This window comes from Ruegeria sp. CDSB029, from assembly GCF_059611125.1.
This window is the reverse complement of sequence record NZ_JBXWOX010000005.1, coordinates 12,669-37,437: the sequence shown is the minus strand read 5'-3', so window position 1 is coordinate 37,437 and position 24,769 is coordinate 12,669. Positions and strand designations below refer to the sequence as shown.

Genomic DNA, 24,769 nt, shown 5'->3' with positions numbered 1-24,769 from the left:
GCACAATGCGGGAAAGTTCCAGTCGCAAGTTCGTTGCATTTTTTGTCGTATAATGCTGACCTTACCGGACAGATGCGTGCAACTTGTGCGTGCCGATCCGAAAGGGCATCCTATGGCCGATACTGATCCTGCAAATTTGCACTATGTGACAAACCCGCTCCTGAACAAAGGTACTGCCTTTTCTCTACACGAACGAGAAAAACTTGGATTGCTGGGTCTTCTTCCGCCACACGTCGAAACGCTCGAAACCCAGGTTGACCGTGTCTATGCCGCCTTTGAACGTGAGGAGACGCCGCTGGATAAGCATGTCTATCTGCGCGGCCTGCAGGATGACAACGAGGTTCTGTTTTACGCTCTATTGGTGCGGCATCTAACCGAGATGATGCCGATAATTTACACACCCGTTGTGGGTGACGCCTGCAAGAGGTTCAGTGAGATCTACGATCACCCACGCGGATTGATCATTTCGTACCCCGAGCGTGACCGGATTGATGACATACTTGAGAACGCCGTCCTGCCCTCTGTCGAGGCCATAGTCGTCACCGATGGAGAGCGGATTTTGGGTTTGGGCGATCAAGGCGCGGGCGGCATGGGAATTCCGATCGGAAAGCTCTCGCTTTATACCGCTGCGGGTGGAATAAGCCCGTCTGAAACGCTTCCGGTGGTACTGGACGTCGGCACCAACAATCAGGAACGGCTGGAAGATCCCCTCTATATCGGCTGGCGGAAAGAGCGCGTCAGCGGAGATGAGTACTTTGAATTCGTCGATCTTTTTGTGCAGGCGGTAAAGCGCAAGTGGCCGAATGTGTTGCTGCAGTTCGAGGATTTCGCACAGCAACATGCGGCACCTCTGCTTGCGCGGTATCGCGATCAGCTCTGTACATTCAATGATGATATTCAGGGCACGGCGGCGGTAACGGCGGGCACTTTGCTGGCTGCCTCAAATGTCACCGGCATTCCGCTAAAGGACGCTACCATCGCGTTTCTTGGAGCGGGATCAGCAGGAGTGGGTATCGCTGAGCAACTGGTTCAGCTCATGATCCGCCAAGGATTACCCGAGACCGAGGCACGCGCGCGCATCTACATGGTGGACCGGAATGGGTTGTTAACCGATGCGATGACGGACCTTCTGCCGTTCCAAACGCAAATTGTCCAACCTCTCACCAAAGTGGGGAGCTGGTCCGATGGTGAGATTTCACTGCTGGATGTGATTAACAACGCCGAACCCAACATATTGGTGGGAGTCAGCGGTCAGGCAGGCTTGTTCTCTGAAGAGATCATTCGGGCGATGGCAGCTCACACTGATCATCCCGTTGTATTGCCGCTGTCGAACCCGACATCGCGAATTGAGGCTGTGCCTGCGGATATTATCCGCTGGTCAGATGGTCATGCATTGGTCGCCACCGGAAGCCCATTTGATCCTGTTGTCTACAACGGTAAGACGCACCATGTGGCGCAATGCAATAACTCCTACATTTTCCCTGGTATGGGACTGGGTGTGCTGGCGGCAGGCGCGCGTCGCGTCACGGACGGAATGTTCATGGCCGCCGCCGAGGCGCTTGCCACTTTGTCACCTGCGAAGTCCGATCGCGCAGCCAGCTTGCTGCCCGATGTGGGGGACATTCGCGAGGCCAGCAAAGCAATCGCATTTGCCGTTGGGAAACAGGCGCAGTTGGATGGGGTTGCGCCTAAATCCACAGGGAATGATTTGAAAGCGGCGATAGATGCGAAGTTCTGGACCCCGCATTATGAGGAGATTGCCTAAAGCAGATCAGGCTGGAGTGACCGGAAGGTTTCTCATTGCGCATCCAGAGCCCACGGCGTCCAAGTAGGGAATGAATCAGCATGGTCCTGAATACGGCGGCTACGCCGCCTCCCGCCTGAGTGGCTTTTGCATCGCAGCACAAAGGGCGCCCATCAGCAGGACCGCAGAGGCCACGACAAGGCTATCTCCAATTTCTCCGGTCAAGTCGCCAATGATACCAGCCCCGATAGGTCCCAGCGTCTGTGAAATAGCGAAAACAACTGTGAAAAAGCTAACGGTTGCGCCCCAATCCTGCTGATCCACATTCTGACGGACAAAGCTGGTGACTGCAGTGGGTGGCATAAAGACCGACAGTCCGAACACGAGTGCCGACAAAATCAATCCATATCCGGATGGAACCAGGATTGGCAGGGCTGATCCAAATGCAACCCCAGTAAGGATCAGCGCCAACGGCGTTCCGGATGAAAAGCGGGCCAAGACCCCGCGCCAAACAAAAGGAGACGCCATAATACTGACCCCAAGAACCATCCATGTTGCCGTAGTCAACAGGACACTGGAATGCTGCTCTTTCATCCAGACAGAGATGAAAGTGACGTAGACAATGTAACCCAATCCGAACAGCGCATACCCGCCGAGTTGGCCAAGCATTTTGCGCACCGGTGGGATGGAAGGAAGCGCGGTGTCGTGTTCGGTTTCGTTCAATTTTGTGGAAGCCCAAACCGAAAACGGGCAAATGACTAGGGCCACCAACCCGACCCCGATCCACGCCCAGTCCCAATTTTGTGGTCCGAAATGGTCCAACATACTCGGAAGGGTTGCGCCGCATAGCGCGATGCCAAATCCGCCGCCACCGCCAAAGTATAAGGCGATGGCCAGCGCATTCTTTCGGGCGCTGCTCTGGAACAGCGATGCTGCCAGCACGCCGCCTGACACAAAGGAAAGAGCACCAAACAGTCCCACCAAAGTACGACAGGCAGTTTGAAACACAAGGCTTTCATCAAACCCGGTCGTCAAAAGGCACAGTGCGGTCGCCACAGTTCCACTTGCAAACAACCGCGACGGAGAAAAATGCCGGATCAGCAAAAGCGTTAGAATCGAACCCACTATGTAGCCAATCGAATTGGCCGTATTGAGCCAACCGGATTGAGTGAGGCTCCAGCCAAGGCTACTTTTCATGGATGGCAGGATTAGTCCGTATGCAAAGCGACCAAATGCGTTGGATATGCTGACCCCAAGCGCAAGGCCCAGCAATATGAGCCACGGGTTGGTAGGTTTTGCGGTGGCCATGAACATTCTTCCAAGTTGAACGGTCACCGTGCCCCAATGCGCTTGGACGTGCAATCCCAGCTAATCGGCCCCAGCGCATTGCAGCTCTGCTTGGACAATTTGAGATTGTACTATTTTGATGTGAGTTGAAGGGTTGCTTCCGGTCGATCTGTCTGCAGTCTTTGCTTACGTCATATGAACAAGCCGTCCGCCAATGCGATCCAACCGCCAAAGGCTTCAGAGCACGTGCGCGGCACCGCTTTCTTTCGCTGCCATCCGTTTCAACGCCATTCGGTCCAGCTTGCCACCCATGGTCAACGGCAATGCATTAACTATCCGAACCACATCCGGCGCCTTGTATCCGATCTGTTTCCGCGCGAAGTCGATAATATCTCCGGGGCGTACCGGTTTCGCCCCTTCGACCAAGCTCACAAATCCCCATACATCTTCACCGTGCATCTCGTCTCGCACCCCAACCACAACCGCCGCTGCAATGGCGGGGTGCGCTGTCAGGACATCTTCCACCTCTGCCGGGCTGATGTTCGAGCCGTCATGCACGATGATCTGTTTTTGCCGCCCCCGGAACCAGAAATAGTCATCCTCATCCCGTCGCATCAAATCGCCTGTATCGAGCCAGCCATCCCGAAACGCTGCCGCTGTCGCACCCGGGTCGTCCCAATACCCCGTCATCATAGTCAGGCTCTTGACCCAGTGCCTGCCGTCCACTCCCACTGGCACCTCCACCCCAGCCTCATCACGAAGCGCCGAAACATACCCTGGATTGTTCAATCCAATGGAACCGACTTTCTCAACTCCTCCATGGGTGTTCGAATGTGACGTCCCCATTTCCGTCATCCCATAAAACGCCCCGATCGGCACACCCGCCAACGCGCCAAAGGCGTCGACCAGTGTCTGCGAGGGTTTGTCGCCACCTGCCATCATCGTTCTTAATGAACCAAAGTCTTCGCGCACTGCACCGTGCCCCGTTACCAATGCAGCCAAAGGCGCGGGCAATATCTGCGCCACTGTCGGCTTTGTCTGTCGCAGGAGCCCCAGGAGTTCGTCGGGCGAAAACTGCCGCACTACGTTCGTTCTGGCACCGGCCCAAAGCCCTGCGAACGTCAGCCGCAACCCGGCAGTATGGGAAATCCACGACGCCGGAAGCACCACATCCCCGGGTCCCAGCCCCAATCCTTGAGCATTGCTTGCCACCATAGCCCCCATGCTGGCATGGCTATGCGTCACGCCCTTCGGCTTGCCCGTGGTCCCGGAAGTAAAAAATATAAACGCTGGCGCGTCCGCCCCAATCGTCGGCAGTGTCCCCTCAGCCTTACCATCCATCAGGTCCTTCAAGGCGAGTGCCCCGTCCACTTCGCCTGCACAGGATATCAACCTCAAAGGAAGTCGCCCTATGCCTGGTACTGCGGCTACATCCTTGGCGCGTTCGCCATGCACCAACAGCGCCGCCGGCGTCGCCAACCCCAGCGCATGGTCGATATCCGCGGCCGTGTAGCGATAGTTCAGCGGCATCGCCACCAAACCGGCCCGCATGCAGGCCAGATAATGGATCACCAACACCGCCCGGTTCGGCATAATCGAAGCTATTCGGTCCCCCGGATTAAGCCCCAGGCTCAGATACCGAAGCGCCAGCCGCGTACAGGCGGTATCCAGCTCCTGCCAGGTCAAAGCCCCGTCCAAAGCGTAAAGCGCAATCGCCTTGGGGTCCGCCGACAATCCCCGGCGAAAAAGGTTCGCCAAATCCGCAGGAGCGGCCAGCGGCGGCCCGGTTACCGGCATGCTTTTCTCTCCAAATCAACCCGCTTCCGAAGGGCCACCAACTTTCCTCAGTGGACACTCAACGAGCGGAAACCAACCTCTCAATCGGTTGGTCGGTGGATCGAGCATACTGCATTGTTTTCCACTTCCTATAGGGAGCGGCAGGAACGCCTGCAGAACGCGAATTTGCCCAATCCGTGGTTCGAGTTGCCACCAAAGCCCCCTCAGGCTCAGATTCCTTTCTGTTGATTTGATCGCGCAATGTCATTGGGCAGGTTGGCCGCGCAGACCGATAGTAGAGCCTTTGCGCAAACAGCAGCCACTAATCTAATACAGATTTCCGCTTCCAACACCTCTGTGACAGAGCCAAGCGCAACTCTCTTGGTTTTGCGAATCCGGCTTTCGTGAATAGGATGTGCCAAGTTCTTTTTGATAAATTGTATTGGAATAATGGCATGGCAACAGAGCGCTGGACTGTCGGATCATATCTGGCGAAGAGATTGCAAGAAGCTGGAATTGCAGATTATTTTGTGGTTCCCGGCGATTACAATTTGGTGCTGCTGGATGAGCTGCTTGGCAATCGGGATCTGCGAATGATCAGTTGCTGTAACGAGCTCAACGCAGGCTACGCCGCGGACGGGTATGCCCGCGCAACCGGGGGGCCGTCAGCGGCCGTCGTCACTTATTCGGTCGGAGGGTTGAGCCTTTTGAATGCCGTCGCAGGCGCCTATGCCGAAGATCTTCCATTGATCGCGATTTCCGGTGGGCCGAACACAAACTCAGAAGCCGAGTGGGAATACCTGCACCACACGCTTGGCGAAGTTGATTACGATTACCAGCGCGAGATGTTCGCCCGCGTCACCGCGGAGGCTGTCACGATTCATCATCCGTCCCTTGCGCCTGTAGCGATCGACAGGGCGATAGACACCGCAATGCTTCGACGCAAACCGGTCTATATCGAAATCGCTTCGAACATTGCGGGTGCACCTACGTCCGCGCCCGTTCCGCGTAGTTTCGCCAGGCAGTCCAGCAGTGATCCGAACACATTAGCGACTGCGGTCGCACAAGTTTCTGAATTCCTGAATGCGGCAGAGCGGCCAGTACTTGTCGCGGGAAGCAAAGTGCGCGCGGGTCAGGCCGAACGCCCCTTGCGAAGCCTTGCCGTGGCCTGCGAATACGCCCAGGCATCAATGCCCAACGCCAAGAGTTTTCTGTCTGAGACAAACGAAAGTTTCATGGGGATTTATTGGGGGCCAGTCAGCACACCTGGCTGTGGGGAAATTGTCGATGCCGCGGACGGGCTGCTGTTTGTTGGGCCTGTTTTCACGGATTACACCACGACGGGTCATCAGCTTGGTTTTGATCCCGGCAAAGCGGTTATGGTGCATCCGACGTCCATACAGCTGGGTGACACACATTTCAGCAATGTCCGCATGGATGAGTTTCTGGATGCGTTGACTGACAAACTTACGCCGAACAGCGGTGCTGTCGCGGCCTTCGAACGTGTCAGAACCGAACAAATCCCGCCCGAGCCTGGTGATGCCGAAACACCGGTGATGGTTCGCCAACTATTCGCCCGTGTGCAGAAGATGCTGGATGAGGACAGCACGTTACTCGTGGAGACGGGTGATTCATGGTTCAACGGCATTGAGACCAAACTGCCCGAAGGCACGCGGTTCGAGATACAAATGCAGTATGGATCCATTGGCTGGTCTGTCGGTGCGTCGCTGGGATACGCGTTAGGCAACAGGAAGCGCCGGTTGATCTCGTGCATTGGCGACGGTTCGTTCCAACTGACCGCCCAAGAGATTTCGACCATGATCCGGTATGACGCAAAGCCGATTATTTTCCTCATCAACAACGGCGGCTACACGATCGAAGTTGAAATCCACGATGGCCCTTATAACACCATCAAGAATTGGGACTACGCCAGTTTGATTGACGTGTTTGGCGCCGGAGAGGGTAACGCCTGGGGATGCAAGGTGAAAACAGAAGGCGAGTTGGACTTGGCCATCAAAACAGCATTGGACCATGATGGTCTTTGCCTGATCGAGGTTCTGATTGATCGGGACGATTGCAACGTCAACCTGTTGCGGTGGGGCAATCAGGTCGCGCGAAACAACGGTCGGCCAAATCGATGCAAATAGAGAGTTACTCGGGACAAACCGGGCTGTCGGTTGATTGACAAAGTCTGGCGGGCGCAATCCAATCCACAGCGATTATTCCGCCGAACATAGGGGATTAGTTTGCTGAATGGGCGATGCTCGTCTGGTTTCTTGTAACTAGCGTCAGCGTGGGTTCTGTCATTTGGGATTCGATCAGCAACGGCGTAACAAGTTGGGTACAGCGAACAGCATGGATACTCGTAACGTTATACACCGGTCTGGTCGGCTTGTTTTTCGACTTGCATGACGTCGTCCATTCCCGGCAGGTCACGACCAGTAGCCGATGACGGGTCTAACGGCCTGGAATGAGAGTGATGGTATGGACGATAACGAACCGTCTTTTCCCGAATTGCCGCCAAATTGGGTTTTCTGATCGGAAAAGCTGTTGGCGATAACCATGATCTTTCCCAAGCTCAATAACGAGAGGTTCACTCCCGAGACTGGTCTGCGGATTGCCATTCAGGTGCCGAACACCCACGTACAAAAAATCGTGGACGCGGTTCTGGTCGAAAACGCTCTCAGCTACGGTGACTAGGATGGCGTCACCTTCCGGACCCCGATGGTGTCTAACAATTCAGGTCATTGGGATGAGGTCACAACGCTGCAACTGCAGGATGCAGTCGAAGTTCCTTGCGCCAGAGGCGCATCGACAAACCAAACATCCGTTTGCCTTTGCGAAGCGCTATTTCGGGCTGACCACACTTTGGATGCCGAACGGCGTCTAAAGTAATTGCTGGGAATTGTTCCGCTTGTCGATCCGGTTCGCTAAGATGGTGCCCGAGGCAACAAGCAGGAAAACCCGATGCGTAACACAATCTTCTTCCCCTTGGCGGCATTTGTTCTAGGGATTTTTATGACCACTGAGACTGCAACAGCGGCCTCACTTGGACGATACGAGGTTTTTGCGGTCGAAGAGGGTGACATGCTGAAAATGCGTGCTGGGCCGGGGACAGGCTATATCGTTATCGTTGGGCTTCCGAATGGAACCGCTCTGCGGGTTCACAGTTGCGAACAAACTGGCGGCACGCGTTGGTGCCGAGTGTCGCTTGATCGCGCACGTCAACTTAAGGGATATGTGTCTTGGGCCTATTTGCGAAAATTGTGATGTGACGATTCCAAGAGCCGCAGTTTATGTAGCGCTATGAAAGGTCGGAAAAAACTATCTTTGCTTTTTGGCTATCCGGCGACTGTTTTTCCTGGCCGCCGTAAGTAACTCAGTTGCTGGATCAGTCGCGACCCTGCCGAAAATATCTGCCTAAAAGGAATTATTGAGTACGACGCGTATAAACCTGTTTACCAGAGCCGCTTTGAAGACTCCGATTTGGTCCGCTGAACGTGAGTTTGCCAGTTTAAGATTTTCCATGCGTCGCGAATGGCCGGATTGGTCGGCCCCACAGCAGCAATTGTCAGGTAGTCGAAGATCCGGGCAGAGCCGATTTTTCAGAACGAGAGCTGGAACTTGCAAAAAAATCAGACCACCAGAGGTAACTTTAGTTGGCGAAACGGTAAGTTAACTGGTCAAAAGGCCAATTATCCCTGCATTTGACGCCTTGTTTATTGGTCGGAGTGAGAGGCTTCGAACCTCCGACCCCTGCCTCCCGAAGGCGAGCTCCCGTGGTGAAGGTAAACAAAATAAGGGCCTTGAATGCCAACCATTGCACTTCAGTGGCAGATAGCGCTGCGATAACGTTGCGGTTTCATTGCGAGCAAACCCGGCCTCTGTCGTATCTTGGTTAGCTCTTGTTTTTCAGTAGGTCATCCAGCACCTTATGTTCAGTGCTAGTTTGTTCTCAGCATTATTGCCCAGATCCAGCCCACTTATGCTCGGTGAAGAGTTCTGCCATGGGTCAGGCCATTCACTTTCTCCAGGATAGCGTCTGCGTCAATGCAGTGGTGGCGATACAGATCGCCAACTGTTCCGGTCTGACCAAAATGCTCGACACCCATTGGGATAGTCTGATGTCCAAGCACTGCCCCGAGCCAGGAGAGAGTCGCGGGATGACCATCGATGACGGTGACAAGTTTGCAGTGTGGCGGAAGGTCGGACATCAGGGTTTCGATGTGAGAGCGTGCCGCTCGATTGCCACGCGAACGCGCTCGTTGAGCGGCGGTCCAACCGGCATTCAGGCGATCTGCGGATGTCACGGCCAATACACCAATGTCGCGACGGCCTTCACCAATCATACCGGCGGCCTTGATTGCCTCAGGCGCGACTGCTCCTTGATAGGCGATTGCAACTTCGCAATTAGGCCCGGGTTTTCGTAACCAATAGGCCCCATCGATGGCACCTTGGCGGAACTCGTCGTCGATACGTTTTCCAGGCTGTTCAATCGGGTTGGTGGTCAGGCGCAGGTAGACAGACCCTCCGGTTTCATCGCGCAGCCATGTGCGCTCGTCCGGCTGCCCTTCACCGTCGCGTTGCATGTAGTCAAAGGCCCATTCCATAATCACCGCCAGCTCGTCGGCGAAGGCGGGTTCAAAAGCGGCCAGCCCATCTTGGCTCATCCCGATGAGCGGTGTTCCAACGGATTGGTGTGCTCCACCTTCGGGTGCGAGTGTGACGCCCGATGGTGTACCAACCAGCATGAAGCGCGCGTCCTGATAACAGGCGTAATTCAGCGCATCGAGGCCGCGACTGACGAATGGGTCATAGACGGTGCCAATTGGGATCAGCCGCTTACCGAACAGGGAATGCGACAGACCCGCCGCTCCCAGAAGCAACATGAGGTTCATTTCGGCGATACCAAGCTCGATATGCTGCCCTTCCGGCGTGAATTCCCATTTCGCCGTCGAAGGGATCTGGTGTTCTATGAAGGCGTCGGATTGTTCGGATCGGGCAAAGAGCTTGCGCCTGTTCACCCAAGGACCAAGGCTTGTTGTGCCTGTCACATCTGGGGAGGTCGTCACTATGCGCTCGGCCAATGGGCTGTCGCCCTTTGAAAGATCGTCAAGGATCTTGCCAAACGCCATCTGGGTCGAGATTTCTCGGCTAGTGTCGACCTCGATCCGCGGCACCTCCAGCTTGTCATCGAAATAGCGGCGCGGACCCTTGGCAAAGAACGGTGCCTTGGCCAGAAAATCCTTGAATGCGGCTGGGTCCTGCACTGTCGCAAGCGGCTCCCATTCCTCGCCTTCTGGCACGCCCATATGCGACTGCCACGCGGCGAACTGGCTGTTGTTCATCAGCCCGCCGTGATTGTCCTTGTGGCCTGCAATGGGAGTGCCCCATCCTTTGACTGTGTAGGCCAGGAAACATGTTGGGCGATCATGATCGATGTCGGCAAATGTTTGGGCCATGGTCTCGACGCAGTTGCCGCCGAGGTTCTCCATAAGGGCTGCAAGCTCTGCATCCGTGCGCCGATCGATCAGAGCGGTCACATCCCCCAGATCGTCCATGAGACGCTGTCGCCAATTCGCACCACCCATGAAAGTCAAAGCGGAGTAATCCTGGTTGGGGCAAGCGTCGATCCAATCACGCAGTCGGTCGCCGCCGGGCTCGTCGAAGGCAGCGCGTTGCAAGACACCATATTTCACGCGAACGACATCCCAGCTGAAAGCATCGAAGATTTTCTCGATCCGCTCAAACAGTCCTTCCCGGACGATACCGTCCAGCGACTGTCGGTTGTAATCGATGATCCACCACGTGTTTCGTAGGTCGTTTTTCCAGCCTTCTTGTAATGCCTCATAGACGTTGCCTTCATCCAGTTCGGCATCGCCTGCCAGGGCTACCATACGACCCATTGGCGCGTCTGAACCCCAGCTTTTGGCCTTGATGTAGTCTTGAATGAGCGAGGTAAACGAGGTGATTGCGACACCTAAACCCACAGATCCGGTCGAGAAATCAACATCATCAATGTCCTTTGTCCGGCTGGGATAACTTTGCACACCCCCAAATCCGCGGAAATTCTCCAGCTTCTCGCGGGTCTGATTTCCCATGAGATACTGCATCGCATGAAACACTGGCGACGCATGGGGTTTTACTGCAACCCTGTCTTCAGGGCGTAAGGCCGAGAAGTAGAGCGCGGTCATGATCGATACCATCGAAGCAGACGAAGCCTGATGGCCACCGATCTTGATCCCATCCACCTTTGGTCGGACATGGTCGGCATGGTGGATCATCCAATGAGACAACCACAGCAGGCGCTGTTCGACGATCTTCAGTTGGGTGGGATCAATGTGCATGGCGATCTCCGGTTTTAGGCGGCGCTGCGGGCTGGGTAAGGCAAAGCTTGCTCCAGGTCTGCAAGGATATCTTCGACATCCTCCAGCCCGACGGACAGGCGGATCAGGCCATCGCTGATCCCATGCTCGGCCCGCTCTTCCGGCGCATACGTCGAATGAGTCATGGAGGCTGGGTGCTGGATCAGTGTTTCTGCGTCGCCCAAGGACACCGCACGCTGGATCAAGTCCAGGCGGTTCATGAACTCGATCCCACCGGACAGACCGGACTTGATTTCAAACGCTATCATAGCGCCGGGTTGGGACATCTGGCGCTGTGCGACGTCGTGCTGGGCGAAACTTTCAAGACCAGGGAAGTAAACCTCGCCGACGGCGGGGTGCGCTTCTAGGAAGTCCGCGACGACCTTAGCGGACGCACAGTGACGATCCAGACGCAGGTTCAGTGTTTTCAGACCACGCAGGATCAGCATCGCGTTGAAAGGGGCCATTACCGCGCCGGTCATGTCTTTCATCCCAACAAGGCGGATCTCAGCGATCTGTTCGGCGGTTCCTACAACCAGGCCGGCGACCACATCGCCATGCCCGCCGAGGTATTTGGTAGCAGAGTGCAGTACGATATCTGCCCCGTGCTCGATGGGGCGGGTCAGATACGGGCTGGCATAGGTGTTGTCGACGACAACCGTTGCGCCAACTGAATGCGCAATTGCGGCGCTGGCGGCGATGTCCACCAAGCGCATGTTCGGATTGGCCGGGGTTTCGAAATAAACCACGCGGGTTTTGTCAGAAACGGCCGCTTTCAGGTTCTCGGGGTCTGTCATGTCGACATGTGTGATGGTGACCCCCCATTTCGCCAAACCATGACGCATAAAGGCGAAGGTGCAGCCATAGAGCGTTTTGTCCACGATGACTTCGTCACCTGGTGACAGCAGGGTCCAGAGCACTGCCGTGATCGCCCCCATGCCGCTTGAGAGAGCTAGCCCGGCCTCGGCCCCCTCAAGCACGGCAATGCGTTGTTCAAGAAGGTCGCATGTGGGGTTTGAAATACGGCTGTAGATATGACCTTCACGCTCTCCTGCGAACATCTCTCCTCCAGCTTCGGCGGTTTCAAAGGTAAACGTGGACGTTAGATGTAGCGGTGGCGTCAACGCACCGTCATTTTCCAGTGGATTATAAGCATGGTGAATGGCGCGGGTGGCAAATCCGGTTGAACGAGTCATTGCAAGCTCCTGACACATGTTAGAGCCAGTTTACGCCTTTACTTTGGGCTATTGGTTGCGAAATATACCATCATTAGTCATGATATTGGCATATTCTGCTAAGCAGAGGGTTAAATGGACACTAAGGATAGGCAGATCATTCGAGCGTTGCAGCGGGACGGGCGCATGACGAACCAGGATCTTGCCAACGAAGTAAACTTGTCTCCCTCACCGTGTTTGCGCCGGGTTAAAAACCTTGAAACCAACGGAGTGATAAAGGGATATAGCGCCGACGTTGACGCTGCCGCGTATGGGATGGCAATTACTGTCTTCGTGCGTATCCGGTTAGAGCGACACAATGAAACGGACGTTCAGAACTTCGAAAAGCGCATTCGGATGATCGATGAAGTTCTTGAATGCCACGTGCTGACCGGCGCAATGGACTACCAGTTGCGGGTTTTGGTATCGGATCTCGAGGCCTACGAGGAATTCATTCGCCACCGAATTCATCCGATCGGTGGGATAGCCTCAATCGATACCAGCTTTGTCTATGGAACGGTTAAAAAGACCGCTGTTTTTCCGCCCGGATAGAAAGATCGACTCAGAATGAGTTGCTCCCAACTGGCTAAACTTTTTAGCTCGCTGATTTCTTCCCGCCGCAATTTCCCATTGTCAGCATCGCTATAGAGAAGACATGCAGCACGTGCTGCGTCACTTTTGAGAAGATTGCGATGACCAAAAAACCACACGAAAATACAAGGTTGGCAAAATACGTTGAGCGCCGGGTGCTGGAACTGAAACCGACCAAGAGCCAAGCCGAGATCGCGGTGCAGGTGGGATACGTAAGCCCGAACATGATCACGATGATCAAACAAGGTAGCTCCAAGGTAGCACTTGATCGAGTCCCGACTTTGGCGAAAGCTCTGGAATGCGACGGCGCCTACCTTATGCGCCTCGCAATAGAACAGTCGATCGGCCTCACTGCAGCCGAGGCAGTAGTCGAGGTGTTCGGAGAACCTGTCACGTCGAATGAACTTGGCTGGCTGAAAGCAATACGCAAGGCCTCCAACAACACCGATCCTCGGCTGACTAGCCGGTCAGAGACGGCGATCAAGACCATCTTCGGGAGGTAGGTGCCATGTATGACGTGAAAGACGACCTAACATTGAATGAGCGCGCCTGGTTGCGGTTCCTCCGTGACGTGAGCAACGGAAGTGATCCGGAGCCTACCTTACGGCGAGTGCAGCTATTGAGGCGCCTTTGTCGACCTCACAAAGAAAAATGGAATGGGTTTTCGAGATTACGGCGAGGAATGGCTGGTGAACCCTGCCTCGCCGGGTCCCTCGCTGATTGAACTGAGGTCGCACAAGGTTGACAAAGGTTTACATCTGCCCCTCGCGGGATCGACGGATGTAAACCTTTCGACCTCAAAAACACCCCAAAATCAGGCCAAAGGTTTACACTAAGTTTACATTAAGTTGACAGATTTCACCCGAAAATCAGTTTTTCAGACCAAAATGTAAACCTTTGAACCAGACAAACCCATAAAAACAACGGTTCTCGGAAAACACATATCCGAAGACAGGCCAGAAAAGCTCACTGAGCGACGAAACACAGGCCAGCTGACACCTGACACACGTAAGAGAGCGGATCGAACTCAGGCCAGAGCACAGCTCTCCTGAGATAAAACCTCATAGAGAGCAAACACACCCGATCCGGCCATGTAAGCTTTCGAACGTCTCCGGAGATCAAATATCGACGATTGTTCATAAACAGGAAATAGATGCACCTAGAGAGAACGGACACACGTAAGAGCGCCCGATATAGAGAATGCGTGTAAGCTGTGCGTATGCGCCTAGAGAGAACAGGTGCGCGTGTGTAGAGGGGGGATCGTAGAGAGATCGTAGGGAGGAGTGCTCTAGTCCAGCACCAGACTTGCGCTTGTGTTTACCAGACCTTTTGTATGCTCCGTTGCTTCTAAGTGCTCATTGGGAAGCCGGTAACTTGCGGTGAAGCGTATTGAAGGCTGCATTTTGATTGTATGTGCAGTTATTCCTTTGGAAGTTCGTATTGCGACTTCAAGAGAGTAGCTTCATTGAACCCTTGAGGCGTCGTTCCGCATCTTTTGCAATCGCCATGAGTCTTTCCTGTCGAGTTGGCTCACTAACAGCGTCGCTAACCGGTATAGGCCTGCTCTCGACAGGGCGATCCGAGTTTTCATTGTTCGACCGGCTTGGAACGTTTTTTGGTGTATGCGGATTCTTAGATTTTGCCATTGCCCCTAACTCCTAGCCTCATCGAAAATAGAGTGATGATTGTTTTCTGGCAACCGCCCTGAGATCAACACTAGCAACACAGGCGTGTCGCCCCTTCGCACCAGTGGCGCGGTCGTATAACTTGCAGTTCGTTACGCCCAACTGGGCGGCTCAAAAAAAACTGATCGGGGGCCTGGAATTGGACAAACTGTCAGTCATGCAAGCTTTTCGCCGTATCGTTGAACGCGGTAGCTTTGCCCGTGCGGCGGAAGACCTTGGTGTTTCTCCTGCGCTTTTGAGCAGAGAAATCAAGCTTCTGGAAGAGAGTCTGGGAACCGTTCTTCTCACCAGAACGACGCGATCCATGTCACTGACTGACACCGGCAGTCTCTACTACCAAGATGCAATTGGAATACTCGACGCGGTCGAAAAAACGGAACAGACCATCAGGGATGGTTCAAAAGCAGTGCGCGGGCATCTTCGGGTGAATGCATCAAGTTCTTTCGGCCAGACCGTTATCGCCCCTATGCTTCCTGATTTTCTGGAAACCTACCCCGATTTGCGATTTACGCTTTCGATGGACGACAAGGTGATCGATATGGTCGAGGGCGGGTTCGATCTATCGATACGCATCCGTGTTGCCATGCCGGATTCGGCACTTGTTGCCCGACGGATTGGCGTGATGCGGCAGAGAATATTTGCGTCTCCTGACTATTTGGAGCGATGCGGGACGCCGACCCAGCCGGCGGATTTGAAAAACCACGCCATCATCGGCTTTTTGCTTGCTGATCATTTGACGAGCTGGAAACTCTCGGCCGCCGAAGGTGTCACAGCACTAGAGCTTGATCCGCGCGTGCGCGTCGGCAACAGCCTCGTTTTGCGGGATCTGCTGATAGCGGGGCAAGGTGTCGGAACTCTGCCCGAGTTCGTCTCTGATGCTCCCGAAGCCAGCGGGGCCTTGGTGCGAGTTCTTCCTGACCACGAGCTGCCCGCGCCGGAAGTATTCGCCGTTACAGCATCTCGCTTGGGAATGGACGCAAAGGTTACAGCATTTCTTGATCATCTGCGCCTGGCTCTCAGGTCCTGACATTATTCAATACAGGTAAAGAGTGATGTCAAAGAGCGCGACTTAATTGGCGGCGCAACAAATTCCATTCTCTCAGGGAACAAGTCACAGCCCTGAGAGGTATCCTATGTCACGTATTCTCGTTCTCTACTATTCAAGCTATGGCCACGTCCGCACATTGGCCGATGCCGAAGCTGAAGGCGCAAGAAGTGTTCCCGGCACTGAAGTTGACGTTCGACGTGTGCCCGAAACTGTCCCAGAGGAAGTCCGCCAGCAGGCTGGCTATGTCGTGGATGATACGCCTACCGCCTTGCCGGCTGATCTGGAACACTATGATGCAATCATCATTGGAACACCGACCCGATTTGGCATGATGGCTGGCCAAATAAAGTCCTTCCTTGACCAGGCTGGTGGGCTTTGGGCCAGGAACGCACTGGTTGGTAAAGTCGGGGCGGTCTTTGCATCTACGGGCTCGCAACATGGTGGGCACGAGGCGACCCTTCTGACAACGCAAGTCCCGCTTCAACACTTTGGGATGCTGATTGCCGGAATGCCCTACACATTTTCTGGCCAGACGACATCAGAAGAAATAATTGGCGGCGCACCATATGGTGCCGGAACGATCGCCGGTGCTGATGGGTCCCGCACGCCTACCGAAACTGACCTTGCCGGAGCGTGGTTCCAGGGCGCTCATGTTGCAAGGATTGCAGCGTGCCTCGCTGGATCAAACCTGCAAGCGGAAGCAGCGTAACCCCCGCGCCTCAGACTCCCTCACTCAAATTCTCAAACGCCTCAGCCGGGAGACATACCGTGTCACGCTCAACCGATATTCTTCTCACTTCACTCGCCCCAGCAGTATGGGGAAGCACTTATCTGGTAACTACGGAAGCGCTCCCGGCTGGCTATCCGATTACCCTGGCTGCGTTACGAGCTCTGCCAGCTGGCTTGTTGTTGCTTGCAGTGACGCGCTGCGTTCCACCACGCGAATGGCTCGGTCGAATTTTCGTCTTAGGCAGCCTCAATTTCGCTTTGTTCTGGGTGCTCCTCTTCGTTGCTGCGTATAGGTTACCTGGCGGTGTGGCCGCTACTCTAGGATCGTTGCAAGCAATGATCGTGATTTTGATGGCGTGGGGATGGCTGGGGACCCCAATCCGACTTGGAGCGCTCGGAGCCGCCGCGACTGGCGTAATGGGTGTGTCTCTGCTGCTGATCGGACCAGAAGCACAACTTGATTGGATCGGCATAGCAGCGGGTTTGGGAGGGGCCGCGTCAATGGCTGCTGGCACTGTTCTCAGCGGGAAATGGCAACCTCCGGTCTCCGCGCTGAGCTTCACAGCGTGGCAATTAACAGCCGGTGGTTTGATACTGCTGCCAGTCGCACTGTTCCTTGAGCCGCCTCTACCTGCGCTCAGCGCGACAAATGTCGCCGGCCTTATTTGGCTTGGGTTGATTGGTGCTGCAGCAACCTATGCTCTTTGGTTTCGTGGCATAGCGCGCCTGGAACCCAGTGCAGTTTCCCTGCTCGGCATGATGAGTCCTGTTACAGCTGTCGTGTTCGGCTGGGTATACTTGGGACAAACGCTTAGCTTCACCCAGTCCATAGGAGCAGCCATAGTTATTGGCTCTGTTGTGGTTGGCCAGAGCGTGAGTCGAAGGGACAATTCGGGTGTGAAGAATTGGAGACCAGCAACGGCTGGATCTGTCTGATGGGTGCAGAGTTGCAAACAACGGGCCCAATCACGCAAGTGGGCGAGGAATGGCTCAGCGCCTCGCTCAAGCTCGTTCGCCAGAACCCAACAATATCGAAGTCCTAGGTTTTCCAACGTATGATAAAGGGGATGGTTTCTGGTGCCGCAGCGTCGCGGTGGTTGGATCCTCCCATAAACGCGCTATGCCAAATTTTGGGTTGTCTGGGTTCTCTAGCGCACATCATAAAGATCAAGATAACTCTTTCTGAGTGCCACATTGTCAGCGAAATCAGAAGTGCTGCCGGAGTACAGAGGCGACCGCTTCGGTGTTTCCTCTTGTCGTCCCCATCGAAGCGCGGTTGCAACTGCCCATTTCCGGATGAAGTGCACTTTTGAACGGTCGCCGCCCGGTAATAATATCTCGACCAAAGCCTTCCCGCACCGCAGCAAACACGAAAAGCCTGATCAGAAAGGCGTTTGCGCCGTGTTCAGATCATCGCATTCTGCGTCAGCGACAGGTTGTCTTTTAACAGAATGGGCGGAAAGCGGTCCTTCGCTGCAAATGCGATATCAACTCCCCCAATCCGTGAAAGCGGTCAATTACAGTAAGGAGTGCGATACCCACCCGATCCAGGTACGGATGAAGTCCTTTGTGGCGCGGGATCAGAGCGGCCTGGCAAGGTCGCCAATATCCCAAAAAAGCCCGGCCATTGCACGCAATGCATCACGCGAAACTGACTTTAACACATGCTCGTTTGGCGCGTGCTGCGAACAGCCGCGATAGGAATGCGGCACCCAAACCGTTGGGAGGCCGAGCACATCGGAAAAGACGTCGTTGGGTAAAGAACCGGCGAGATTTGGCAGGACATGGGGCGGCCTCCCACACGTTTTTTCAAGCGAACGCGCGACAAAAGACACCCAGGGATGGTTGGGGGAGGTTCGCGTTGCATCGAAAAAGCTGCGGTCGTGAGGCTTGATCTGAACGATCTCGAATCCTCTCGCATCAAGGTGGCGTCGAAGGGCGGGCAGGATATCGGATTGGTTAGTGCCAACAACGAAGCGGAGCTGGCAGGCGGCTTTGGCAAATTCCGAGATCGCGTTGACCGGTGCCTCGGGGACACCGCTTTTCATTGCGAGGATCGCAAAACTGTTCCAGCCGAAGACCCGTTCGGCCGGTGTCAGACTTTCCTCGCCCCAGTCTTCGTCAATCTTCGGACCGCCATCTTCGCCTACCGGCAAGTTGCGCAGGGCATGCCGGATCTCTTCGGTTAGGCTGGTCGGTCGCCACTCTGGTATTTGGATTTGGCCCCTCACATCGGTGATCGTCGAGAGGGCTTGTGCAAGGATCATCGCGGGGTCGGCAAGTAAACCGCCCCAGTTGCCGGAATGATGCGCACCGTCTCGAAGGTCAACAATGAGGTCGAACGAATAGCCGCCCCGTGAACCCATGAACATCGTCGGAGTGTCTGACTGAAGGCGTGGTCCGTCCGATGCGATCAGGACATCCGCGGCAAGGTTTTCTTTGTGCGTGGCGCAAAAATTCGACAGCCCCGGCGACCCCATCTCCTCACCCATTTCAACAAGGATCCGAATGTTGAAGCCCAGTGATCCACGAGCGTCGATGACGGAGCTCAACGCAGCTAAGTTGATGAGGTGCTGTCCCTTGTTGTCAGCGGTACCGCGTCCGAAGAGGCGATTACCATCATCGACGAGACGAAACGGGTGAAGCCCGTTTCGCCACTGATCAGTTTGCGCGCGGGTCACGTCGCCATGCCCATAGGACAGGATCGTTGGGCTCGAGTCGTCCTCGATGCGTTCAGCGACAAGGATCGGACCTGCATCCGGCACAGGGTTCGGGTGGATTGCGCAGGAGAACCCAATACTGCGCAGGCGCGGAACGAGGGCTTCCTCAAGGTAGCGCGGAAGCTCCGCGGCTTTCTCCTGTGTCTGGCTCTCCGTCTCATGGGCAACCAGTTCGCTAAGTTCTGTTGCAAATTGACCGGTGTCGAAATACTGGGCGGCGTTGTCTATAGCAGAGGCGCGGGTCAAGGTTGTTTTACCTCAGACAGGTGGACGCACGTCGTCCGGGATCGGACAAGTGTAAGGTGTTTCGCCCAGATGGTCTTGGTGCGTCGCGCGTGCAGCTTCGATGCGCGAGGGATCCTCAACCAGTCGACACGCTGTCGCGGCCATTGCTTTTGCTGCGTAGACCATGCCTTTGTGAGCCGCGGGCGCCTTGCCTTGTGCCACTGTTTGCCACGTATGAAACGGCGTTCCTATAGCACAGGTGGCAACTCGTGCCTGAACGGTTGGGACTGCCCAACTCACGTCGCCAACATCCGTCGAGCCTTCGCCGCCATCGCTGTGGCGATCAAGAGGTGCGATGAAGTCGCATAGTGCGAGATCCTTTTTGGGCTTGGCACCGATCCGCTTGAAGGTCGTGTTGATGTCAGCCTTGGTCAATGTAGTCTGAATCTCGCGGGCAAAGCTGAGGTCTGTTTCGTCAAAGGCGACGGGTCCGAGTTTCTCTAGCTCGTGCTGCATGGTTTCTTCCAAAGGACGATTGCCAAGCAGGTTCGAGACGCCGGAAAAGACCTGGCTGGTAACTTGCGTTCCTGTCATCAGCGCCGCGCCGTCCGAGATCTTTCGGACGCGCGTAACCAGATCGGCGAGGTCGGGTAGCGAACTGGCCCGGACGAGCTGGCGCACTGTGGCCTTGGCCTGCACCACATTCGGCGCAACGCCACCTGCGTCGAGATAGGCGTAGTGCACCCGGGCGCTGTCGGGCATGTGCTCGCGCAGGTAATTCACGCCAATGTTCATCAGTTCAACCGCATCAAGCGCGGATCTGCCAAGTTCAGGCGCGCCAGCAGCATGGGCAGCCTTTCCATGAAAAGTGAAATCGATCCGGGTGTTCGCGAGCGATCTGGCCTCATTCACGCCTGTGAAGGTCGCTGGATGCCAGGAGATGGCCGCGTCGACATCATCGAACAGTCCTTCGCGCACCATGTACGTTTTGGCCGCGCCCCCTTCTTCAGCGGGGCAGCCATAGTACCGCACACGGCCCTTAATGCCGTTTTCGGTCAGCCAGTCTTTAACCGCCGTCGCGGCCAAGAGTGCGGCAGCGCCCAGCAGGTTGTGACCACACCCGTGCCCGTTGCCGCCCTCTTCAAGCGGCCGATGTTCTGCCACACCTGGCGTCTGGCTCAGATATGGCAGCGCATCGAACTCGCCGAGGATGGCGATCACCGGACCCTCGTCTCCTGCTTCGCCAATCACGGCCGTGGGAATGCCAGCTGCATTTTCTGTTATCTTGAACCCTTGAGCGCGTAACATATGCACATGTTCGGCAACGGACTTGTACTCGGCATAAAGCGTCTCGGGCGTGTCAAAGACGCGGTCTGACAAGGCGATAAAATCATCACGATGGCGGTCAACGTGGTCCCAGATCGGATCGGCGTTTTTCAAGGGGCTCTCCAGCTTCTCGTTCAAACGGTTTCGGCGTGTTCCAGAAGGCAAGCCGTTTCGCGCCCGCCGCACCCCGCTTTCAGTTCAGGAACAATGGTGCGGCACTCAGCGGTCGCCACCGGGCAACGCGGGTGGAAGGTACATCCAGATGGCGGATCGAGCGGCGACGGAATTTCCCCCTCAATCGGGGCAAACTCACGCCGGCGCTGATCAAGGCGCGGAGCCTCTGCAAGCAGCGCTTTCGTGTAGGGATGGCGTGGGTCAGAAAAAATGTCCTCAGTCGAGGCGCTCTCGACAATGCGGCCCAGATACATGATCGCCACGCGGTCGGCGATGTGTTCGACGACGCTCAGGTCATGGCTGATGAACAGATAGGTCAGGCCCAGCTCTTCGCGCAGATCCATGAACAAGTTGATGACCTGCGCCTGGATTGATACGTCCAGGGCAGCGATGGCTTCGTCGCAGACAAGGAACTTCGGCTTCACGGCGAGCGCACGGGCGATCCCGATCCGCTGCCTTTGCCCGCCGGAAAACTGATGCGCGTAACGCCGCTTGAGCGAGGGGTCGAGGCCGACCTTGCGCATCACGTCGTCCACGTAATCCGCACTCTCTGCCTTGCTGACGATCCCATGCATACGCGGTGCTTCGCCGATGATATCTTCGACGCGCATACGCGGATTTAGGCTGGCAAAAGGGTCCTGAAAGATCATCTGAATTGCGAGGGTCGCCGCGCGTTTGTCGGCGCTGTTCAACGTCGCAACATCTTTGCCTTCGTAGAACATCTGTCCGTCACTTGCAGCGTGAATGCCGGCAACAACACGTCCCAAAGTGGACTTGCCGCAGCCGGATTCGCCGACCAATCCCAGAACCTCACCCTTTTGAATCGACAGGTTCACGTTATCGACAGCATGGACCGTTTCTTCCCGGATATTCGCGCCAAGTCGCTGCGCGATTTTCCCCGCGACGTCCAAACGCTTGGTGAAGCGCTTGGAAACGCCGCGGATTTCGACGAGCGGTTCTGTCATGATGCCTTCTCCTCCGCGCGTTGCGGGTTAAAACAGCGAAGGCGGCGACCGTCTGCGTCCTCTATCGGGGGTCGCTTGGAACACGCTGCCGTTCGGGCCTGACAACGCGGTCCAAAGGCGCATCCTTCAGGCAGGGCGAGCATGTTTGGCGTCATCCCTTCGATCTGGAACAAACGTTGCCCGCGCCGGTTCGCCGTCGGAACCGATCCGAGAAGCCCAACCGTATAGGGATGCAACGGACGGTCGATCACATCGTCGATACCGCCTTGCTCAACGATCCGTCCGGCGTACATCACCGAAATCCGGTCCGCGAGCCCTGCCACAACGGCAAGGTCATGCGTGATCCAGATCATCGCGGTTCCCGTACGTTTCGTCAGCTTCTGCGCCTCGTGGATGATCTGTGCCTGAATTGTCACGTCGAGCGCGGTCGTCGGCTCGTCGGCAATGATGAGGTCCGGCTGGTTCAGGAAAGCTGTCGCAATCGCCACGCGCTGCCGCATCCCACCGGAAAGCTGATGCGGATAGGCCTGCAATCGTTCTTCCGGCGATGGGATGCCGACCAAACCAAGCGCATCGCGGCTTCTTTCCCAGGCGGTTTGGCGGCTGACGTTTTCATGGGCAAGAATGGCCTCAATCATCTGCGTATCGACGCGCAGGACCGGGTTGAGCGTCATCATCGGATCCTGAAAGATCATCGAGATTCGGTTGCCACGCAAGGTTTTGAGGCGCTCTTCCGGTGCGTTCGCGATCTCGTTACCATTAAAACGGATTGACCCATCGACGATGCGCCCGGGGGGATCGATCAGCCCGAGGATGGAAAACCCGGTGATCGACTTGCCTGACCCGGACTCACCCACCAGCCCCATGACCTCGCCCTTGGAAATGGTGAAATCCACACCGTCCACGGCCTTGACCGCACCCGCGTGCGTGAAGAAATGGGTCTTCAGCCCGCTGACTTCGAGTACTGCCGTCATTTCTTCAACCTCGGGTTCAAAACATCGCGCAAATGGTCGCCCACAAGGTTGATGGACACGACCGTCAGTAACAGAGCGACGCCGGGAAAAACGGATATCCAGTAGCGCCCGGACAGCATGTACTCGAAGCCATTTGCGATCAGCACCCCAATCGACGGTTCAGTCTGTGGAAGGCCTACGCCAAGAAACGAAAGCGTCGCTTCCAATGAGATCGCGCTGGCGGTTTGCACCGTGCCGACGACGATCAGAGGAGCCATGCAATTCGGAAGGATATGGCGAAAGACGATCCGGGGTCGTGATATTCCAAGGCATTGCGCGGCTTCGACATACTCTTTGCCACGCTCGACAAGCGCGGTCGCGCGAACCGTGCGGGCGTAGTAGGCCCATTGCGCGATCACGAGGGCGAGGATGATCTTGTCGACACCCTTACCAAGTGCCGCAACCATCATCAGCGCAACCAGCGATGCCGGGAACGACAGTTGAAGATCCACGATGCGCATGATGAACGCTTCGGTCCGGCCACCGGCGTAGGCCGCGATCAGACCGATCGCCATACCGATCAGAAGGGCAATCACTCCAGATGCAAGCCCAACGGTCAGAGATATACGCAAGCCATAGAGAATTGCCGAGTAGAGATCGCGTCCAGACCCGTCTGAGCCGAGCCACATTGTGTATCCGTCGAATGCTTCGGAACCCGGAGGCAAGCGCCCATCCATGACGCTGACCTGACCAAGATCGTAGGGGTTCTGCGGTGTGATCCAGGGCGCCAGAATGGCTAAAAGAACGATGATCAGGAATATGCCAAGCGCCGCTGTCGCGATCCTGCTTTCGAAGAACTCGGCCCGAAAACGCTGGAACGGCGTCTCGACTTTAGGGGACTTGGCAGGGGTCAGCGAATGATCTGTGACGGTGTCGGTCATGCGCCCTGATCCTGCAAACGAACCCTCGGATCGAGGATCGAGTAGAGTATGTCGACGATCAGATTGATCAGCACGAAGAACAGTACGATGATCATCAGATAGGCGACGACGACAGGCCGATCCAATTGCAGTATTGCGTCGATCAGCAGTTTGCCCATTCCCGGCCATGCAAAGATCGATTCAGTCACCACCGAGAACCCGATCAAACTGCCGAATTCAAGGCCCATGACGGTCACTACCGGGATCATGATGTTTTTCATTACATGCACCAGAATGATGCGTCGGGTCGAAAGCCCTTTGGCCCGGGCATACTTCACGTAATCCTGTCCCATCGCTTCCCGGACACCCGCTCGGGTGAGACGGATTGCCAGTGAAATCTTAAGAAGCGCCAGGTTGAGAGCAGGCAGGAAGATGTGGCTCAACCCGTCGAGCGTGAAAAGGCTGCTGTGAATCCCGAGAAACGAGCCGATGTCACCTCGCCCTGTCGCAGGGACCCACCTGAGTTCAACGGCAAACAACATGATGAGCATCAGTCCCACCCAAAAAGTCGGCAGCGAAAACCCGAGGATTGAGCCAGCCATGATGCCCTTGGACAGCGGGCTATCGGGATAGAGCCCGGCATAAAGCCCCAATGGAATACCGAGCACGATGGCAAGAAAGAGTGCACTGAACGCCAGTTCCATCGTAGCTGGCATATGGTGCAGGATCAGTTTGAGCGCGGGCTCACCGAAGACGAAACTGTCGCCGAGGTCACCGTGTGCAGCACCTTTGAGGAACAACCAGTACTGTTCCCAAATTGACCGATCCAATCCAAGCCGTCGAATGGCAGCTTCGATGTCAGCCTGATCCGCGTCGGGGCTGACCAGCATGTAGACCGGGTCACCAACGATATTGACGCCGAAAAAGACAATCACCGACATCAGGAAGACAACAAGCATTGCTTGCAGCAATCGGCGAATGACAAAAACGGTCATGAGGACATTCCCTGGGCAAAGGCTCCGGGCCGCTGCGAAGGCGGCCCGGATG

General features: G+C 55.8%; 19 protein-coding genes. 9 read left to right on the top strand and 10 right to left on the bottom strand.

The window, feature by feature from the left end; genetic code table 11:
* The first annotated feature begins 112 nt into the window (after nt 1–112).
* Nucleotides 113–1,765 carry an NAD-dependent malic enzyme gene (locus tag AC2FI8_RS07630; protein WP_496778208.1) on the top strand — a complete coding sequence of 551 codons (1,653 nt, stop codon included), beginning with the start codon at nt 113–115 and terminating at the stop codon, nt 1,763–1,765.
* Between the two features lie 99 nt (nt 1,766–1,864).
* On the opposite strand, the gene AC2FI8_RS07625 is transcribed toward AC2FI8_RS07630, so the two are convergent.
* Together AC2FI8_RS07625 and AC2FI8_RS07620 are read right to left on the bottom strand one after the other, a co-directional pair.
* Nucleotides 1,865–3,052, bottom strand: a complete 1,188-nt coding sequence (locus tag AC2FI8_RS07625) for a YbfB/YjiJ family MFS transporter (RefSeq protein WP_496778206.1) — start codon at nt 3,050–3,052, stop codon at nt 1,865–1,867.
* A gap of 216 nt (nt 3,053–3,268) precedes the next feature.
* Nucleotides 3,269–4,828 (bottom strand): class I adenylate-forming enzyme family protein, encoded by a 1,560-nt coding sequence (locus tag AC2FI8_RS07620; protein ID WP_496766507.1) that lies wholly within the window; start codon nt 4,826–4,828, stop codon nt 3,269–3,271.
* Nucleotides 4,829–5,262: 434 nt separating this feature from the next.
* On the opposite strand from AC2FI8_RS07620, the gene AC2FI8_RS07615 reads away from it, so the two are divergent.
* The 3 genes from AC2FI8_RS07615 (at nt 5,263) to AC2FI8_RS07605 (ending at nt 8,077) form a co-directional block, all read left to right on the top strand.
* The gene (locus AC2FI8_RS07615; protein WP_496778205.1) at nt 5,263–6,954 is read left to right on the top strand and encodes a thiamine pyrophosphate-binding protein; all 1,692 of its coding nucleotides are present in this window, start codon (nt 5,263–5,265) and stop codon (nt 6,952–6,954) included.
* 415 nt (nt 6,955–7,369) lie between these two features.
* Nucleotides 7,370–7,507: a hypothetical protein gene (locus AC2FI8_RS07610; RefSeq protein WP_496778203.1), complete on the top strand. Its 138-nt coding sequence runs from the start codon at nt 7,370–7,372 to the stop codon at nt 7,505–7,507.
* Nucleotides 7,508–7,825: 318 nt separating this feature from the next.
* Nucleotides 7,826–8,077, top strand: a complete 252-nt coding sequence (locus AC2FI8_RS07605; protein WP_496725206.1) for an SH3 domain-containing protein — start codon at nt 7,826–7,828, stop codon at nt 8,075–8,077.
* 713 nt (nt 8,078–8,790) lie between these two features.
* Here the strand turns inward: AC2FI8_RS07605 and AC2FI8_RS07600 are convergent.
* Both AC2FI8_RS07600 and AC2FI8_RS07595 read right to left on the bottom strand, forming a co-directional pair.
* Nucleotides 8,791–11,154: a thiamine pyrophosphate-binding protein gene (locus AC2FI8_RS07600; RefSeq protein WP_496778202.1), complete on the bottom strand. Its 2,364-nt coding sequence runs from the start codon at nt 11,152–11,154 to the stop codon at nt 8,791–8,793.
* 14 nt (nt 11,155–11,168) lie between these two features.
* On the bottom strand, nt 11,169–12,368 hold the full coding sequence (locus AC2FI8_RS07595) for a methionine gamma-lyase (RefSeq protein WP_496766519.1): 1,200 nt from the start codon (nt 12,366–12,368) through the stop codon (nt 11,169–11,171).
* Nucleotides 12,369–12,482: 114 nt separating this feature from the next.
* Here AC2FI8_RS07595 and AC2FI8_RS07590 point away from each other — a divergent pair, with 114 nt between their 5' ends.
* From AC2FI8_RS07590 to AC2FI8_RS07570, 5 genes are all read left to right on the top strand, one after another.
* Complete coding sequence (locus tag AC2FI8_RS07590; RefSeq protein ID WP_496778201.1) at nt 12,483–12,938, top strand: Lrp/AsnC family transcriptional regulator; 456 nt, start codon at nt 12,483–12,485, stop codon at nt 12,936–12,938.
* Nucleotides 12,939–13,078: 140 nt separating this feature from the next.
* Complete coding sequence (locus AC2FI8_RS07585; protein WP_496766524.1) at nt 13,079–13,480, top strand: XRE family transcriptional regulator; 402 nt, start codon at nt 13,079–13,081, stop codon at nt 13,478–13,480.
* 1,321 nt (nt 13,481–14,801) lie between these two features.
* Nucleotides 14,802–15,689 (top strand): LysR family transcriptional regulator, encoded by an 888-nt coding sequence (locus AC2FI8_RS07580; RefSeq protein ID WP_496778199.1) that lies wholly within the window; start codon nt 14,802–14,804, stop codon nt 15,687–15,689.
* A gap of 106 nt (nt 15,690–15,795) precedes the next feature.
* Nucleotides 15,796–16,419, top strand: coding sequence for an NAD(P)H:quinone oxidoreductase (wrbA, locus tag AC2FI8_RS07575; RefSeq protein WP_496778197.1), 624 nt, complete (start codon nt 15,796–15,798; stop codon nt 16,417–16,419).
* Between the two features lie 59 nt (nt 16,420–16,478).
* The gene (locus tag AC2FI8_RS07570; RefSeq protein ID WP_496778196.1) at nt 16,479–17,375 is read left to right on the top strand and encodes an EamA family transporter; all 897 of its coding nucleotides are present in this window, start codon (nt 16,479–16,481) and stop codon (nt 17,373–17,375) included.
* Between the two features lie 644 nt (nt 17,376–18,019).
* Here AC2FI8_RS07570 and AC2FI8_RS07565 read toward each other — a convergent pair.
* The 6 genes from AC2FI8_RS07565 to AC2FI8_RS07540 are packed head-to-tail and all read right to left on the bottom strand — an operon-like array spanning nt 18,020 to nt 24,717.
* Nucleotides 18,020–19,405: a M20 family metallopeptidase gene (locus tag AC2FI8_RS07565; protein ID WP_496778194.1), complete on the bottom strand. Its 1,386-nt coding sequence runs from the start codon at nt 19,403–19,405 to the stop codon at nt 18,020–18,022.
* A gap of 12 nt (nt 19,406–19,417) precedes the next feature.
* On the bottom strand, nt 19,418–20,824 hold the full coding sequence (locus AC2FI8_RS07560; protein WP_496778193.1) for an amidohydrolase: 1,407 nt from the start codon (nt 20,822–20,824) through the stop codon (nt 19,418–19,420).
* Between the two features lie 20 nt (nt 20,825–20,844).
* Nucleotides 20,845–21,849: an ABC transporter ATP-binding protein gene (locus tag AC2FI8_RS07555; protein ID WP_496778191.1), complete on the bottom strand. Its 1,005-nt coding sequence runs from the start codon at nt 21,847–21,849 to the stop codon at nt 20,845–20,847.
* Nucleotides 21,846–22,823 carry an ABC transporter ATP-binding protein gene (locus AC2FI8_RS07550; protein ID WP_496726886.1) on the bottom strand — a complete coding sequence of 326 codons (978 nt, stop codon included), beginning with the start codon at nt 22,821–22,823 and terminating at the stop codon, nt 21,846–21,848. The genes AC2FI8_RS07555 and AC2FI8_RS07550 overlap by 4 nt, the downstream gene beginning before the upstream one ends.
* On the bottom strand, nt 22,820–23,743 hold the full coding sequence (locus AC2FI8_RS07545; protein WP_496726887.1) for an ABC transporter permease: 924 nt from the start codon (nt 23,741–23,743) through the stop codon (nt 22,820–22,822). Before AC2FI8_RS07545 ends, AC2FI8_RS07550 begins: the two co-directional genes overlap by 4 nt.
* A complete protein-coding gene (locus AC2FI8_RS07540) occupies nt 23,740–24,717 on the bottom strand; it encodes an ABC transporter permease (RefSeq protein ID WP_496778189.1) in 978 nt (325 codons plus the stop codon). The genes AC2FI8_RS07545 and AC2FI8_RS07540 overlap by 4 nt, the downstream gene beginning before the upstream one ends.
* Nucleotides 24,718–24,769 lie beyond the last annotated feature (52 nt).